Source organism: Nocardia barduliensis (assembly GCF_013315795.1).
Classification (GTDB): Bacteria; Actinomycetota; Actinomycetes; order Mycobacteriales; family Mycobacteriaceae; genus Nocardia; species Nocardia barduliensis.
In genome coordinates, this window is the sequence record NZ_JABLTE010000021.1 from 1 (window position 1) to 13,204 (window position 13,204).

The window sequence follows — 13,204 nt, forward strand, 5'->3', positions numbered from 1 at the left end:
GTCATCGTGGTGGGCGGGGCGTTCGTGGCCGCCTGGTCGGTGGCCGCGGCGGCGTTCGTCGCGGGGCTTGCCACCACGTTGCTGGTGTATCTGCTGGCGCGCTCCGGTGGGCGCACCGAGGTCGTCACGCTCGTGCTGACCGGTGTCGCGATCAACGCCTTCGCCGGCGGGCTTATCGCGTTGCTGTTGTTCGTCGCCTCCCCCGCGGCGCGCGATCAGATCGTGTTCTGGCAGCTGGGTTCGCTCAACGGGGCCAGGTGGGAAGCGGTCGGTGTGGTCGCGCCGCTGACCGCGGTCGGTGTCGCCGCGGCGGTGCTGCTGGCGCCGCGGCTGGATCTGCTGGCGCTCGGGGAGTCCGCGGCCCGGCATCTGGGCGTCGACGTGGAGCGGCTGCGCCGTCACGTGATTCTCGTGGTCGCGGTGCTGGCCACCGCCGGTGTCGCGTTCACCGGCATCATCCTGTTCGTCGGGCTCATCGTCCCGCACCTGGTGCGGATGCTGGTCGGTCCCGCCCACCGGGTGCTGATCCCGCTGAGCGCCATCGTCGGCGCGGTGGTGCTGCTGGCCGCCGACGTCACCGCCCGCTCCCTGGTCGACAACGCCGACCTGCCCCTGGGCATGCTCACCTCCCTGATCGGCGGCCCGGTCTTCTTCTGGCTGCTGCGCCGCACCCGAGCCCGTTCCGGAGGCTGGGCGTGACCGTACGGCGCGTGGCGCACGGCCGCGACAGATACCGAGGAGTCCTCGGCACGATGTGCCCCTCATGGCGGGGAGGTGCGCGGTGAGCTTGTTGCGGACGGTGCACGAGCTGCCGGAATGGCCCGAGAAGGGGCAGGCGACGGTGCGGGCGGCGGGGGTGAGTGTGCAGCGGCGCGGTGGCGGGCAAACGCGCCGGGTGCTCGACGGTGTCGACTTCGAGGCGGTCGCTGGGCAGGTCGTGGCTCTCGTCGGGCCCAACGGCGCCGGTAAGTCGACGTTGCTGGCCGCGCTGGCCGGGGAGCTGGCGCTGAGCGCGGGGGCGGTGGAACTCGACGGGCGGCCGCTGTCGCACTGGACCACGCTGGACATGGCCCGGCGGCGGGCGGTGTTGCCGCAGACCCACACCGTCGGGTTCCCGTTCACCGCGCGGGAAGTGGTGGCGATGGGCCGCGCGCCCTGGGTGCGCACCGAGCGCCGCGAACTCGACGAAAAACAGATCGCCGCCGCGATGGCCGCCACCGACGTCGAACATCTGGCGGCCCGGTCGTTTCCGACCCTCTCCGGCGGTGAACGCGCCCGCGTCGCGCTGGCGCGGGTGCTGGCGCAGGACACCGCCACGCTGCTGCTGGACGAGCCCACCGCGGCACTGGACCTCGGACATCAGGAAGCCGTGCTGCGCCTGGCCGCCGCCCGCGCCGACGACGGCGCGGCCGTGGTGGTCGTGCTGCACGATCTCGGTATCGCGGCCGCCTACGCCGACCGCGTCGCCGTGCTGGACTCCGGTCGCCTCGCCGCCGACGGACCACCGCGCGAGGTGCTCACCACCGAACTGCTCACCCGCGTCTACCAGCACCCGGTCGAAGTGCTCGACCATCCGGTCACCGGAGCGCAACTGGTCCTGCCGGTGCGCCGCTGAGCCCGTCCGGTGGCTGCCGCCCGCACCGATCCCCTCGTCGTGCACAGGCAGCATCCGGCCGACGGGACCCCGCAGATCGGCCTCGAGTGGTCGAAGGAGCACACAACGACGTGGAAGGCGCTGATTGCTCCGACTCACACCACCCGCACGGATGCCGCCCTGTGGCAGGAAACTCACCCCGGCCACCGCCAGCCGAACTCGGGAGGATCCACCCGCGACCGCGGCTTCGCCGTCCGTGGGTGTGGTGGAGTCCGAAGCCCGCGGGCGTCAGCGCCAGATCAGTTTCAGCACCGCCGGTGTCAGCAGCATGCGGATCACGGTGGCGTCCAGGATCAGGGCGGCGATCATGCCGTAGGCGATGTATTTCATCAGCACCAGATCCGAGAACCCGAACGCGCCGGTGACCACGATCAGGATCGCGGCCGCGGAAGTGATCACGCCGCCGGTGTGGGCGATGCCGTAGCGGATCGCCTCCGGGGCGTCCGCGCCGGCGGCGCGGGCCTCCGACACCCGCGACAGCAGGAACACCTCGTAGTCGGTGGACAGCCCGAACACCACCGTGACGATCAGCGCCAGCACCGCGAACATCAACGGTCCCGGGGTAAAGTGGAAAACCCCCGCGCCGTGTCCCTCGACGAACATCCAGGTCAGCATGCCGAGGGTGGACACGAGGCTGAGCGCGCTCATCACCACCGCCTTCAGCGCCAGCACCAGGGAGCGGAACGCCGCGTACATCAGCGCCAGCGCCGCCGTGACGAGCAGGGCCAGCAGCGTGGGCAGGCCGTCGAGCAGTCCGTTGATGCTGTCGCGTTCCAGCGCGGGCACACCGGCCACCATCACCCGCACCCCGGGGGGTTCGGGAATGGCGCGCAGGGCGGCGATGACCTGGTCGGCGTCGCGTTTGTCGGCCAATCCGGCGGCGAGCACGTTGATGCCGTCCTTGGTGGGCGCGGCGGGCTCGAAGCGGCCGGTCAGGCCGGGGATCTGGTTGGCGGTGTAGCGGATGTCGCTCAGCTGCCGCGCGTCGGCGCCGACCACCACCAGTTTCAGTGGTTCGGTGCGGAAGCTGGGAAACAGTTCGTCGAAATGTTCCTGTGCCACGCGGGCGGGGTTGTCGTCGGACAAATAGCGTTCGCTGAGTCCGCCGAATTCGATGTTGCGCATCGGGATGGCGAGTGCGAGCAGCGCGAGCACGATCGGCACGGCCACCGCCAAGGGCCTGCGCATCGCCCACAGCGCCAGCCGGGCGAAGAACCCGGCGTCGATCTGCGCTTCGGTCTTGGTGCGGGAGAACCGTTTCCAACCCAGGAAGTCGATGCGGCGTCCGGCGATGCTCAACGCGGCAGGCAGCGCCGTCACCGACAGCAGCGCCGCCAGCAGGACCGAGCTGATGCCGCCCAGCGGCACCGAGCGCAGCACGCCATTGGGGAAGATGAACAGCGCGCCGAGGCTGAGGGCGATGATCGCGGCCGAGAACAGCACGGTGCGCCCCGCGGTCGCGACGGTGCGGGCGGTGGCCTCCTCGACGGTGTGGCCCGCGGCGAGTTCCTCCCGGAAGCGGGTGACGGTGAACAGCCCGTAGTCGATCGCCAATCCCAGGCTGACCAGGGTCATCACGGCACTGGCGAAGACGTTGACGTCGAGGTGATCGGTCAGCAGCCGCAATCCGCCCTGGGTGCCCAGGATCGTCATGCCGCCGATGAGCACCGGCAGCAGCGCCCCGATCACGCCGCCGAACACGAAATACAGCAAGATCGCCACCAGCGGCAGGGCGATCATCTCCGCGCGCTTGATGTCGCGCTGCATGCCGGTGTTGATGCCTTCCACGATCGGCTGCAACCCGGCCAGCTGCACGGTGGTGCCGCCCGGGCCGCCGCCGGCTTGCCCGGCGCCGAGATGGTCCTTGATGGCCAGGTAGTTCTCCACCGTCGCGGTGCCCGAGCCGCGCAATCCGACGCTGGCGAAGGCGTGGGTGTGGGTGGGGTCGGTGGCCTGGGCGGAGAACGGGCTGTCCCAGTAGCTGTCGATCTTCTGGATGCGGTCGGGGTAGGTCGACAGCAGTCCGGCGAGCTGGCGGGTGACCGGGCCGCGTACGGCCGGATCGTCGACGGTGGCGCCGTCGGGGGCGGTGTAGAGCAGGATCAGGTCGCTGTCGGTGTCGCGGCCGAAGGTGCGGTCGGCCAGTTCGGCGGCGGCGACCGATTCGCTGCTCTCGTCGAACCAGCCCTCCTGGGTCAGCCGCCCGGCCAGGTCGCGGCCGTACCAGCCCGACAGCAGCACGAACACGACGAAGAAGGCCAGCACGAGGAAGCGGTGGCGGTGCACGAACCGTCCCCACCGCAGTGAACCGGAACGGCGCATCGCGTCGCGGGCCCGGTCAGCCGCAGGCCGGGGTGCGGTAGTCGGCCGAGCGCAGGATGCCGCACAGGTCGGTGCGCGAGATCTTCCACTTGCCGTCGATCAGCACGAAGTGCACGACCGTGGTGCGGACCGCGGCGCCGGTGCCGTCCTTGTCCAGGCGCATGGTGGCCGTCAGCGTGCCGTCGTGGTTGTCGAACACCGGGTCGGTCACGCCGTAGACGGCGCGCGGATTGTCCTGCAGCGCCTTGTACATGTCGGGGATGGCCTGGCGGAAGGAATCGCCGTCCTCGATGAGGGCGGTGCGTTCGCTGTCGGGCAGTGCCGGGTCCAGCGCACGTTTGATCTGGGCGTCCAGGTCGGCGGCGGTCGGCAGCGGCGGGTGGGCGGCGCTGGAAGAGGCCGCGACCGAGGACGACAGCGACGCGTTCGCCGACGAGCGGGCGGCCTCGACCGCGGCGTCGTCGGTTCCGCTGTCGCAGGCGGCGGCCGGCGCGGCCAGCAGGAGAACGGCGGCGGTGAGCGCGGTCCGGGCGAGTCGTGTGCGGGTCATCACTTCCTACATACCTTCGATGACGGAGCTGATCCGTCCCAGCAGGGCACGCACGGCCGTGACGTCCCGTCCCGCGGCGGCTTCGATTGCCGCGGTGTCGGGGATCATATCCCGCACCAGCGCGGCGACACTGCGTTCGTCGTCGAGGTCGATGTCGGTGACCGTGGCTTCGGCGACCGCGAGCACGTCCTCCGGGCCGGGGACGGCGTCGGTGAGACCGCGGCGGTAGACCTCCAGCGTCAGCGTGGCGCGGACCGTGCGGAAGGCGAACGGGTGCCCCTCGGCGGTGGTCCCGTACCCGTGCGCGTACGGACCGAGGGTGATGTCGTCGATGACAAATCCCGACGAATGGTCGGCTTTCAACCCGGATCTCCCTATATCGGACAGTGTGGTGTCCACCGTAACTCCGCGTACCGACATTCCGCTCGAGCCGACACCCCGGTCGGTCGGTTGGTTACGCCATCATGGTCAGATGGTGAGGTTGCGCAAGATTCGTCGGTAGAAGGAGTTCGGTGGATGCGCTCTCGCGGCTCGCTCGTCTCGGCAGTCGGGGGTGCGGCGGTGCTGGCGCTGCTGGCCGGATGCTCCTCCGGCGACGGCGGTCCCGACCTGCCGACCAGGGAACCGGCCACGGCCGCGGTCGCGCCCGCGGTGACGACGGCGCCCGCGGGCCGGGTGCTGCCCGCCGGGCCGATCGCCGCGCTGGAAGCCGACTCCGGCAGCGGGCTGCTGGCCACCCTGGACGGCGCTGTCCTGACCGTCGTCGACCCGGACGCCGCCGAGCCGCTGGTGCGCACCGTGACCTTGCCCGAGCGCGCGAGCGCTCTCACCCCGGGCAGGCCCGGTGAGATGCTGGCGGCCGCGCCGGGGCGGGTGCTGCGGGTGGATCTCGCCTCCGGAACGGTCACGGCGGTCGCCGTCGACGGCGACGTGCGGTCGGTGCGCGCCCGCGGCGACGGCGGTGTGCTGGTCGGCACCGCCGACGGCCGGGTGCTGGAGCTGACGCCCGGCGGTGCGGTGACCCGGACGGTGTCCGGGCTGGTCTCGGCCGACGAGATCGCCGAAGCCGACGGCGAGCTGACCGTGCTCGACCGCCGTCAGACCGCGCTGTTGGAGATCGACCCTGGCAAGAAGCGGCCCGGATTGGCGCTGCGGGCCGGTGACGGGGCCACGCAGCTCATCGGCGACGCACGCGGCCGGTTCGTGGTCACCGACACCGCAGGTGGCGAGCTGCTGGTCTACACTGCCGGACCGCTCGTGTTGCGCCAGCGTTTCCCGGTAGGATCTTCGCCTTACGCACTCGCCTACGATCAGCGGTCGGACACCGTGTGGGTGACGTGCACGCAGCGCAACGAGGTCGTCGGATTCGACCTGTCGACTGGTATACCGAAGGAAGTGGGCCGCTACGCCACCGTCCGGCAACCGAACTCGGTGGCTGTCGAGCAAGGCACCGGTGATCTGTTCGTGGGATCCGCGACCGGCGACGGTCTGCAACGGATCGGTGCGGACGATCGGAAGAGAGGGCACTGATGGCTCGGACACCGCGCGCGGGCGACGATACCGCGACATCTACTGATCCGGCAGCACACCGGGGGCGCGGGCGCGCGCTGCCCGCGGGCTGGGAAACCTCGAGCGAGGACTACGAATACGTACCGCTGCGGCTGCCGCCGGATGTCACGCGGGTGACCGCGTCGATGCGGCTGGCGATCCAGGCGGAGTTCGGTGGCTGGGAACTCTCGCGGGTGCGGGCCTACACCGACGGCAGCAGGCGGGTGCTGCTGCGGCGGCGAAAATCCGCACTACTACCCCAGCCCGAACCCGGAATGTGAGCCGATGTACGCCCTGCTACTGCGACTGATGTTCCTGGTCGCGCCAGAACGCGTCCACCACCTGGTCTTCGCGGTCATGCGATTCGCCGCCTGGGTTGCGCCGCTGCGCTGGGCGATGAGCAAGGTCCTCGTCGCCCGCGATCCGATCCTGCGCGTGGAGGCGTTCGGGGTCGAGTTCCCCGCGCCGCTGGGCTTGGCCGCCGGTTTCGACAAGAACGCCGACGGGGTGGACGCCTGGGCGCCGCTGGGGTTCGGTTTCGCCGAGATCGGCACCGTCACCGCGCAGGCGCAGCCGGGCAATCCCGCGCCCCGGTTGTTCCGGCTGCCCGCCGACCGGGCGCTGATCAACCGGATGGGTTTCAACAATCACGGCGCCGCCGCGGCCGCCGACCGGCTGCGCGCACGCCGCGGTGCGGTGCCGATCGGCGCGAACATCGGCAAGACGAAGATCGTCGAACCGGAGGCCGCCGCCGCGGACTACGCCACCAGCGCCGCGCTGCTGGGGCCGCTGGCCGATTTCGTCGTGGTCAACGTCAGCTCGCCCAACACGCCCGGGCTGCGTGATCTGCAGGCCGTCGAATCGCTGCGGCCGCTGCTGCGGGCGGTACTGGACAGTGTGCGGGTGCCGGTGCTGGTGAAGATCGCGCCGGATCTGTCCGACGAGGACATCGACGCTGTGGCCGATCTGGCCGTCGAGCTCGGCTTGGCGGGCATCGTGGCCACCAACACCACCATTCGCCGCGACGGGCTGCGCACCGACGCGGCCGAGGTGGCCGCCATGGGCGCGGGCGGTCTGTCCGGTCCGCCGGTCGCCGACCGTTCGCTCGAGGTGCTGCGGCGGCTGTACCGGCGCGTCGGTGACCGGCTGGTGCTGGTCTCGGTCGGCGGTATCGAAACCGCCGACCAGGCGTGGGAACGCGTCCTCGCCGGTGCGACGCTGTTGCAGGGTTACACCGGGTTCATCTACGGTGGCCCGTTCTGGATGCGCAGGATCCATCGCGGTCTGGCGCAGCGGTTGCGCGCCGGAGGGTACGCCGGCCTCGGTGAGGCCGTCGGCGCGGAGCACAAAGCGCACGCCTGAACGACGGGCCGGTAGTCGGGGAGCAAGGTGTGCCGCTCGGCGAGAGCGGGTGGCCCTCGGCCTCAGCCGTGCACGAACGGCGGTTCGGGCGTGCGGGTGTGCCACTGCCGGGTACGCCGACCGTGCCCCGGCGGCGCCGGATCTCCCTCCGGTCGCAGTTGCTGCCCCAGCCGCGCGGCCATGCGCTTGGCCAGCAGGATCACCGCGTGGTCGCGCAGGATGCCCAGGTGGTCGGCGTAGACCTCGACGCGGGCCTGGGTCATGCGGTCGTGCACGGCGTGCGGGTCGCTGAGCAGTTCGTCCAGCCGCATGCCTGCCAGCGCCTGGCTGTGGGTCAGCCGCCGGTCCGGTAGCCAGCTCAGCCGCCAGCCGTCGGGCGCGTCGGTGTCACGGCAGGCCGATTCCGGGGTCACGTCACTGGTCATCGTCCATTCGGTGGTGTGGATGGTCATCGCTGTCTCCGGTGCAACAGGTGGAGTGAGGCCGGCTCCAGGGTGCTGAGTTCGATGATCACGAATGCCTCCTGTCGTGCATCCGCTGGTGTGGCGCGCTGCGGTGCCGCACCGTGATTTCTGCCGGTTCGTCGGGCACGCTGCCGCGTGCCCGGGCCGATGAAAGTGGCCCGGCCGGGCGGGCCCGGTGGTGGCTCGCACCTGTGCGGCGGGCGGGGTGACCGCGGCGCGGGGCGGGTCGATGGCGTAGGGCACGACCGGGCGTCGATCGGGGTGAGTGGATTCCGGACGGCGCGTGGGCGGGCGCGGCCGGGTTCGGGCAGCGGCGCCGAAGGGCCGGGCCGGTGACGGCATGGGGTGTGCGGGCCGGCGCGCCGGGACGGCGCGGGCGATGACCGGTGCGATGTCGCGCGGAGTGTCCGGCGGCTCGTTCAGTCCATCACCGGCTTCGGCCCCAGTTCGGTATCGGATCCGGCGGGGCGGTTGCGCCGTCGCCGTCGTGGCTGCCGTATCTGAAGCATCATTCTCATCACCAGCCCTCCCTGCCTGGTGCTGCGATTAGGGATCGCCACCTCAAGTGTGGCATTTGCCGTTCCCCGAGCGCAATTGCCGTTGTAGTTTGGTAATTGACAATTTGCCCGCTGGCTAAACCCGATTCGCGTGGCCGACGTGCGCACGACGGTCCGGTGTCGCGCCGATAGAGGAGGGGGCATCGCCATGGTCCCGCAGGATTCGGGAATGGTTGCCGTGCGCAATATCCTCACCCGGCTGTGCAAACGGTCCGGCCTGAGCTCGGATCGATTGCGCAGCACCGAAATCGACGTACTGCCCCTGCTGGATCTGCTGGCCGTGCGGCAGTACGCGCGGCGCGCGGGTATCGACCGGGAAGAGGCGGTGCTGCCGCTGGTGCGTGACCTGGCCAGGGGTTTGCAGCCCACCCACCGGCTGGTCGTCGACGCGGAGCTGTCGCTGGGGCTGCTGCGCGAAAACCCGCCCCCCGGCGTGGATCTCGACCAGCTCTACGCCGCGGATCTGGGTGAGCGGCGCGAATACCTCGCCGTGCGGTGGGCGGCGCTGCACGAAGCGCTCGGGGCGCAGCCGATTCCGGACACCTTGACGGTGCGCTCGCTGCGCGGGGCGCCCGAGCGCCGCGCGTTCACCGAACTGGCCGCGCAACTGGCCACGGCTTCGGTGTTCGACGGCGCGCATGTCGTCGACTTCGCGGAAACGACTGCGCGAGAACCGGATCCGGTGGATTCCCGCGGTGTGGTCACGGTGATCGGCGATGCGGTCATCGACCACATGTACCTGGTCGACCGTATTCCCGGGCCCGGCGGCACCGCGCCGGGCAGCTACGGGGAACATCCCGGCGGCAAGGGGCTCGCGCGCGCCGTGGCGGCCGCCCGGCTCGGGCTGCGGGCGCGGCTGATCTCCGCGGTCGGCGACGACGACGCGGGCGACCGCATCCTGGAATACCTGCGCAGCGAACGCGTCGACACCGAACTGGTCAAGGTGGTGCCCTACGCGCCGACACCGGTGACCGCGGTGATCGTGGCGGGCACCGGCGCGGCGAGCACGATCGGCTGCAAAGACGAGCGAATCCGATTGAGTTCCCAGGACCTACGCAGCGACGCGATCCGCTCGGCGCTGGCCACGTCGGACGCGGTGCTGCTGACCTTCGAGCAACCCACCGGAGTGCTCGAGCAGATCATGGCGCAGCTGCGCGGGCTGCCGCGACGGCCGCTGGTGGTCGTGCATCCGGCGCCGCGGCTGGATCGCCCGCAGTATCTGTATCAGCACCTCGGTGTGGTGGACTACCTCGTCGGCGACGACAAGGACCTGCAGGCCCTGGCGATGGCCGACGGAGCGGCCTCGTGCGGGGACCAGACCGCCACACGGCTGCGCGCGCTGGGTGTCGGGGCGGTGTGCGCGATCAAGGATTTCCGGTGCGCGGTGTGGTCGGAGCAGGTCAGCGACCGATTCCAGCCGTTCCCGACGGCGCTGGACGACTCGGTCGGCGCTCACGCTGCCTTCTCCGCCGCCCTGGTATATCGTCTCGTTTCGACGCGCCGCCCCGCCGCACGCAACGACTACGTCTGGGCGACCGCCGCAATGGTGGCGACGCAATCGATCGGGGCCGTCCCCGGGGCAATGCCACTGGTGAGTGAGGTCGAGCGAATTTTCAAACTCGCTACGGAGGAGCATTGACCAACGCTGTGGATCCTGCCGACACCGAGCATCGGTTCCGTCGCAACGGGCATGATCTGCGAGTTCGGGTGGTGGAGTTGAACGGGGACGGGGAGCGGGGGCACCTGCTGCTGTTCGGCGCGGTCGCCGACGGCTGCCTGGTCCGGGTACACTCGCGCTGCCTGTACGGAGAGGCGTTGCGGTCGCAGGACTGCGATTGCGGGCCGGAGCTGGACAAAGCGCTGGATCTCATCCAGGCCGCGGGCTCGGGGGTGCTGGTGTATCTGGAGCAGGAGGGCCGGGGGGCGGGACTGATCGCGAAGGCGCTGGGCTATCGCGAGAGCGAGCGTTCCGGCACCGATACCTTCACCAGTTACGAGAACCTCGGCTACCCCGCCGACGCCCGCACCTACCAGGCCACCGCGCGGGCGCTGGCCGAGCTCGGACTGCGTTCGGTGCAGCTGTTGACGAACAATCCCGCCAAGGTCGACGCGCTGCGACGGGAAGGGCTGCAGGTCACCGCGGTCCCGTTGCGCACCCGGGCGCTCAGCGAACGCGCCCGCGAGTACCTGGAGGCCAAGCGCACCCGGCGCAAGCACTGGATCCCCACCGATTCCGTGCCGTGGGCGCTCGAGCCGCACGAGGGCGACGCCGCGACCGACGAGCCGCTCGCCGTCGACCCGGTCGTGATCACCCCTGGTGAGAACCATCGTCCCCGGTCCGGGCCCGGCCCCGCGCCGGATCTCATCGGTGCCTGAAGGATTGTTGAAGTTCGGCCACTTCGATTCCCGCCTGTGGCTACCATGAGTGAGCCGCGCCACATGTGGCGCGCCGACTCGTGAGAGACTGACGATGCATTCGCCGCATCATGTCAGGGTTCGAGTCTCGGACCGGACGCCGGCGGAAACCGGCGGTCGGTCGACCCCAGCGATATCGGGAACAGGGATATGACGACAACAGAAATCGGATACGCGCACCAGTCGGGCAAAACGGTGTACACCGTCCCCGCCGCATTCCAGGAGACCGCGCGGCTGCGCCCCGACCAGATCGCCTTGCGGAAGGTGGGCGGCACGCAGGAGTACACCTGGCGCGACTACGCCGAACGGGTGCGCTCGATCGCCGCGGGCCTGGCCGGTCTCGGCGTCGGCCACGGCGACACGGTCGGCATCATGCTCACCAACCGCCCCGAGTTCAACCTCGTCGACACCGCCGCCCTGCATTTGGGCGCCACCCCGTTCTCCATCTACAACACCAGCTCCCCCGAGCAGATCACCCACCTGTTCACCAACGCCGGAAACAAAGTCGTGGTGACCGAACAGGTGTTCCTGGACCGGATCACCGCCTCGGGAGTGCCGATCGAGCACATCGTCATGGTCGACGGGCCCGCCGAGGGCGCCGTCACCCTCGAAGAGGTGGAGGCCGCGCCCGTCGCCGACTTCGATTTCGACGCCGCCTGGCAGGCCGTCGGCCCCGAGGACCTGGCCACCCTGATCTACACCTCCGGCACCACCGGCCCGTCCAAGGGCGTGGAGATCACCCACCGCAACGTGCTCGCGCAGATCATCGCCCTGGTCAACGGCCCGCTGCAGGTCGGCCTGGACGACCGGGCGGTGTCCTACCTGCCCGCCGCGCACGTCGCCGACCGGATCTCCGGCCACGCGATCAACCTGCTCACCGGCATCCAGATCACCACCGTGCCCGACCCGCGCGAGGTCGCCGCCGCCCTGCCCGACGCCCGCCCGACCATCTTCTTCGGCGTCCCGCGCGTGTGGCAGAAGATCAAGGCCGGCGTCGAGGGCAAACTCGCCGAAGAGCCGAGCCCGGTGAAGAAGGCGCTGGCCAACTGGGCGATCAGCACCGGCATCGCCGCCGCCCGCGCCGATCTGGCAGGCAAAGGCCGCGGCCCTTTGCTGAGCGCGCAGCACAGGATCGCCGAGACGCTGGTGCTGTCCAAGCTGCGCCACGCCCTCGGACTGGATCAGCTGCGCGTCGCCTCCTCCGGCGCCGCCCCCATCCCGCCGGAGACCCTGGAATACTTCCTCGGCCTCGGCTTCACCGTCAGTGAGGTGTGGGGCATGTCGGAGACCACCGGCGTGGGCACCTTCACCGAGCTGGACAAGCCCCGCCCCGGCTCGGTCGGGCGCGCGGTGGACGGCATGGAACTGCGGCTGGACGCCGACGGGGAGGTGCTGGTGCGCGGACCCATCGTCACCCGCGGCTACCGCAACATGCCCGACAAGACCGCCGAGGCCATCGACTCCGACGGCTGGCTGCGCACCGGCGACATCGGCACCCTCGACGCCGACGGCTACCTGCGCATCGTGGACCGCAAGAAGGAACTGATCATCAACGAGGCGGGCAAGAACATCGCCCCCACCAACATCGAGAACTCGGTGAAGGCCGCCTCCTCGCTGATCGGCCAGGTCGTCGCCATCGGTGACGCCAAGCCCTACATCGCCGCCCTGATCGTGCTCGACCCCGACGTCGCCGCGATCCGCGCCAAGGAACTCGACGCCACCGGCGAGGACATCGCCACCCTGGCCACCCGCCAGCAGATCATCGACGAGGTCCTGGCGGCGGTCCAGGCGGGCAACACCAAACTCTCCCGCGTCGAGCAGATCAAGCGCTTCACCATCCTCGGCGCGGTCTGGGAACCCGGCGGCGACGAACTCACCCCCAAGATGTCGCTCAAACGCGCCCCCATCGCGGCCAAATACCAAGCCGACATCGAGGCGCTCTACGCCAAAGAGCCCTCCGACCGGGTGATCAGCGTCAAGTAGTTCCTCCCGAACGTCTGCGGCCCCGAGCATTCGCCCGGGGCCGCAGTCATCTGTCCGGACTCTAGGGCTCCAAATACAGCCGCTCACACGGCAATCTCGGATACCCGTCGACGTCGTCGGTCGACACTTCCACCGCGTCGTGCCAGTGCCGGGCACGCCACTCCTGAACGAACAAGCACGCCGCGGTGACGCAGGCGACGAAGTCCAATCGGACACCGTGCCAGAACACCGACAAGTGGACATCCGGCTCGGACGGGAGCGGAGATTCCCGGCGATCATCACCGTTCACCGCCGGCACTTCCTTGCCGCCCGCGCGTAGGCATCCGGGCGATCTACTTCGGCTAGTCCG

General features: G+C 70.3%; 13 protein-coding genes. 8 read left to right on the forward strand and 5 right to left on the reverse strand.

The genetic code is table 11. The features are described 5' to 3' along the window. Together HOV91_RS11790 and HOV91_RS11795 are read left to right on the forward strand one after the other, a co-directional pair. Positions 1 to 699, forward strand: a 699-nt coding sequence (locus tag HOV91_RS11790) for a FecCD family ABC transporter permease (protein ID WP_174185411.1), incomplete at its 5' end; no start/stop codon positions are given. A 64-nt stretch (positions 700 to 763) separates the two neighbouring features. Next, complete coding sequence (locus HOV91_RS11795; RefSeq protein ID WP_174185412.1) at positions 764 to 1,615, forward strand: heme ABC transporter ATP-binding protein; 852 nt, start codon at positions 764 to 766, stop codon at positions 1,613 to 1,615. A gap of 267 nt (positions 1,616 to 1,882) precedes the next feature. On the opposite strand, the gene HOV91_RS11800 is transcribed toward HOV91_RS11795, so the two are convergent. The 3 genes from HOV91_RS11800 to HOV91_RS11810 are packed head-to-tail and all read right to left on the reverse strand — an operon-like array spanning position 1,883 to position 4,925. Next, the gene (locus HOV91_RS11800; RefSeq protein ID WP_312884568.1) at positions 1,883 to 3,940 is read right to left on the reverse strand and encodes an MMPL family transporter; all 2,058 of its coding nucleotides are present in this window, start codon (positions 3,938 to 3,940) and stop codon (positions 1,883 to 1,885) included. A 52-nt stretch (positions 3,941 to 3,992) separates the two neighbouring features. After that, entirely contained in the window at positions 3,993 to 4,526 is a 534-nt protein-coding gene (locus HOV91_RS11805; RefSeq protein WP_174185414.1) for a WKL family lipoprotein, read from the reverse strand. A gap of 6 nt (positions 4,527 to 4,532) precedes the next feature. Continuing rightward, a complete protein-coding gene (locus HOV91_RS11810; RefSeq protein ID WP_312884569.1) occupies positions 4,533 to 4,925 on the reverse strand; it encodes a hypothetical protein in 393 nt (130 codons plus the stop codon). A 117-nt stretch (positions 4,926 to 5,042) separates the two neighbouring features. On the opposite strand from HOV91_RS11810, the gene HOV91_RS11815 reads away from it, so the two are divergent. The 3 genes from HOV91_RS11815 to HOV91_RS11825 are packed head-to-tail and all read left to right on the forward strand — an operon-like array spanning position 5,043 to position 7,436. Further along, positions 5,043 to 6,056 carry a YncE family protein gene (locus HOV91_RS11815; RefSeq protein ID WP_174185415.1) on the forward strand — a complete coding sequence of 338 codons (1,014 nt, stop codon included), beginning with the start codon at positions 5,043 to 5,045 and terminating at the stop codon, positions 6,054 to 6,056. Continuing rightward, on the forward strand, positions 6,056 to 6,355 hold the full coding sequence (locus HOV91_RS11820) for a DUF5703 family protein (RefSeq protein ID WP_312884570.1): 300 nt from the start codon (positions 6,056 to 6,058) through the stop codon (positions 6,353 to 6,355). The genes HOV91_RS11815 and HOV91_RS11820 overlap by 1 nt, the downstream gene beginning before the upstream one ends. A gap of 4 nt (positions 6,356 to 6,359) precedes the next feature. Next, positions 6,360 to 7,436, forward strand: a complete 1,077-nt coding sequence (locus HOV91_RS11825) for a quinone-dependent dihydroorotate dehydrogenase (protein ID WP_174185416.1) — start codon at positions 6,360 to 6,362, stop codon at positions 7,434 to 7,436. 62 nt (positions 7,437 to 7,498) lie between these two features. On the opposite strand, the gene HOV91_RS11830 is transcribed toward HOV91_RS11825, so the two are convergent. Further along, positions 7,499 to 7,888, reverse strand: a complete 390-nt coding sequence (locus tag HOV91_RS11830; protein WP_174185417.1) for a hypothetical protein — start codon at positions 7,886 to 7,888, stop codon at positions 7,499 to 7,501. A gap of 717 nt (positions 7,889 to 8,605) precedes the next feature. Here HOV91_RS11830 and HOV91_RS11835 point away from each other — a divergent pair. The 3 genes from HOV91_RS11835 (at position 8,606) to HOV91_RS11845 (ending at position 12,855) form a co-directional block, all read left to right on the forward strand. Continuing rightward, positions 8,606 to 10,096, forward strand: coding sequence for a carbohydrate kinase family protein (locus HOV91_RS11835; RefSeq protein WP_174185418.1), 1,491 nt, complete (start codon positions 8,606 to 8,608; stop codon positions 10,094 to 10,096). After that, the gene (locus tag HOV91_RS11840; RefSeq protein ID WP_174185419.1) at positions 10,093 to 10,833 is read left to right on the forward strand and encodes a GTP cyclohydrolase II; all 741 of its coding nucleotides are present in this window, start codon (positions 10,093 to 10,095) and stop codon (positions 10,831 to 10,833) included. The genes HOV91_RS11835 and HOV91_RS11840 overlap by 4 nt, the downstream gene beginning before the upstream one ends. 189 nt (positions 10,834 to 11,022) lie before the next feature. Next, complete coding sequence (locus HOV91_RS11845; protein ID WP_174185420.1) at positions 11,023 to 12,855, forward strand: AMP-dependent synthetase/ligase; 1,833 nt, start codon at positions 11,023 to 11,025, stop codon at positions 12,853 to 12,855. A gap of 61 nt (positions 12,856 to 12,916) precedes the next feature. Here HOV91_RS11845 and HOV91_RS11850 read toward each other — a convergent pair whose 3' ends face one another. Beyond that, positions 12,917 to 13,144 carry a hypothetical protein gene (locus tag HOV91_RS11850; RefSeq protein ID WP_174185421.1) on the reverse strand — a complete coding sequence of 76 codons (228 nt, stop codon included), beginning with the start codon at positions 13,142 to 13,144 and terminating at the stop codon, positions 12,917 to 12,919. Between the last annotated feature and the right edge of the window lie 60 nt (positions 13,145 to 13,204).

Coding starts and splice junctions, on each gene's coding strand:
- HOV91_RS11795 (WP_174185412.1), top strand. CDS start 764: ATGGCGGGGAGGTGCGCGGTGAGCTTGTTGCGGACGGTGCACGAGCTG.
- HOV91_RS11845 (WP_174185420.1), top strand. CDS start 11,023: ATGACGACAACAGAAATCGGATACGCGCACCAGTCGGGCAAAACGGTG.
- HOV91_RS11825 (WP_174185416.1), top strand. CDS start 6,360: ATGTACGCCCTGCTACTGCGACTGATGTTCCTGGTCGCGCCAGAACGC.
- HOV91_RS11805 (WP_174185414.1), bottom strand. CDS start 4,526: ATGACCCGCACACGACTCGCCCGGACCGCGCTCACCGCCGCCGTTCTC.
- HOV91_RS11830 (WP_174185417.1), bottom strand. CDS start 7,888: ATGACCATCCACACCACCGAATGGACGATGACCAGTGACGTGACCCCG.
- HOV91_RS11835 (WP_174185418.1), top strand. CDS start 8,606: ATGGTCCCGCAGGATTCGGGAATGGTTGCCGTGCGCAATATCCTCACC.
- HOV91_RS11815 (WP_174185415.1), top strand. CDS start 5,043: ATGCGCTCTCGCGGCTCGCTCGTCTCGGCAGTCGGGGGTGCGGCGGTG.
- HOV91_RS11820 (WP_312884570.1), top strand. CDS start 6,056: ATGGCTCGGACACCGCGCGCGGGCGACGATACCGCGACATCTACTGAT.